At 70.8% G+C, this 1,279-nt stretch carries 3 protein-coding genes; all 3 read left to right on the top strand.

Going from position 1 to position 1,279, the window contains the following annotated elements; genetic code table 11:
* Nucleotides 1-257 precede the first annotated feature (257 nt).
* Complete coding sequence (locus tag ON41_RS30725) at nt 258-566, top strand: hypothetical protein (protein ID WP_169336523.1); 309 nt, start codon at nt 258-260, stop codon at nt 564-566.
* A complete protein-coding gene (locus ON41_RS30720; protein ID WP_040751614.1) occupies nt 566-991 on the top strand; it encodes a hypothetical protein in 426 nt (141 codons plus the stop codon). The genes ON41_RS30725 and ON41_RS30720 overlap by 1 nt, the downstream gene beginning before the upstream one ends.
* Nucleotides 981-1,279: TetR/AcrR family transcriptional regulator (locus ON41_RS30715; RefSeq protein WP_157185665.1), on the top strand; the 299-nt coding region annotated here is incomplete at its 3' end. The genes ON41_RS30720 and ON41_RS30715, both read left to right, overlap by 11 nt.

The raw sequence follows: 1,279 nt of genomic DNA, 5'->3' as shown, positions 1-1,279 counted from the left end.
CCGCGGCCCGCGCCACCCGCAACCGCGCCGCCGGCGGCGAAATCCGCCGCGCCGCAGGCGAATAGAACGAACCTCCCGACGGCCGCCCGACGCTCATCGGGCGGCCGTCGTGTTGTATCACCCCCGATTCCCCACGATCGCTCCGGACCGGTCCCGGTTGGGCAAGGGCCTTGCCCACCTGGTACTTCATACGATCGTATTGACAGTGCTCCGCGCCCGGCCTACCGTGTTCATACGATCGTATGAAAGGAGTGGTCATGCTGCGGGTGGTCGAGCTGTTGGGGTTGTGTGCCCCGCTGATCGGGGCGGGGCTGGTGCTGTACTACCGGCGGCGGATGGGCGCGGCTTCCGGGTTCGCCGTGGTGGCGGCGGTGGTCGCGCTGGTGGGTTCGGTGGTGGGGATGGTGACCAGCCGGGCCATGTGGTTCGGCGGCGGCGGGGCCGAGGGGATGACCGAGCGCATGGAACTCGGTGCGGGGGTGCGGAATCTGTTGCTGGCGGTGGCGTGGGCGCTGCTGCTGGTGGCCATCGTGCGGCGGCCGCAGCGGAATGCGGAGGCGCGGTGATGGCCGGGCCGGTGGTGTTCGGGGTCAGCGAGGCGGTGGTCGTGCTGCTGGTGGTGGTGTCGCTGGTGATCGGGGTGTCGCTGGCGCGGCGGTACCGGGTCGCGGGGCTCGCGCTGGCCGCCGGTGCGCTGGTCTGGCTGCTCGCCGAAGGTCTGCACTGGGTGCAGCTGGCGGCGATCATGCCCGCGCTGGAGGGGCACGAGCACGAGTCGGCGCGGCTCATCGTGAGCCTGCTGGGCGATACCGTGTACTTCGGCGTGGGCGGCATCGGGATCCTGCTGCTGTTCTTCGCGGCGGTGGTCGAGCGTGACATCGAGGACGGCCGGCGCGAACCGGTCGCGGCGGCACGGCAACTCGGCGCGGCGGCCTGGCGCTACTATCAGGACCACAATCGGCGGGAGAGGAGTCGGCGCTATGGGCGCTAGGCGGGCGGCATCCACCGCCGACGCCACCGACCGCCGCCGCCAACTCCTCGACCGGCTGGCCGAGGTGATCGCCGAGGACGGTATCGAGGGCGTCAGCATCCGCACCCTGGCCTCCCGCGCACACGTGTCGATCGGCACCGTGCAGTACTACTTCTCGACGAAAAACGATCTGCTGCAACGGGTCTGGGAACACGTCCGGGACGAGGCCGCCCGCCGCTTCCTGGACTCCGGGATCGCCGACCTGCCTCCCGCCGAACAGTTGCAGCGCCTCGTCGACCTGCTCCTCGC

This window comes from Nocardia transvalensis NBRC 15921, assembly GCF_000308875.1.
In the GTDB taxonomy this organism is placed as follows: domain Bacteria; phylum Actinomycetota; class Actinomycetes; order Mycobacteriales; family Mycobacteriaceae; genus Nocardia; species Nocardia transvalensis.
The sequence above is the reverse complement of the archived record's forward strand: the minus strand, read 5'-3'. Positions and strand labels throughout refer to the sequence as shown.

Excerpts from the sequence above, each read along its gene's own strand:
- ON41_RS30725 (WP_169336523.1), top strand. The coding sequence starts at position 258 with ATGCTGCGGGTGGTCGAGCTGTTGGGGTTGTGTGCCCCGCTGATCGGG.
- ON41_RS30720 (WP_040751614.1), top strand. The coding sequence starts at position 566 with ATGGCCGGGCCGGTGGTGTTCGGGGTCAGCGAGGCGGTGGTCGTGCTG.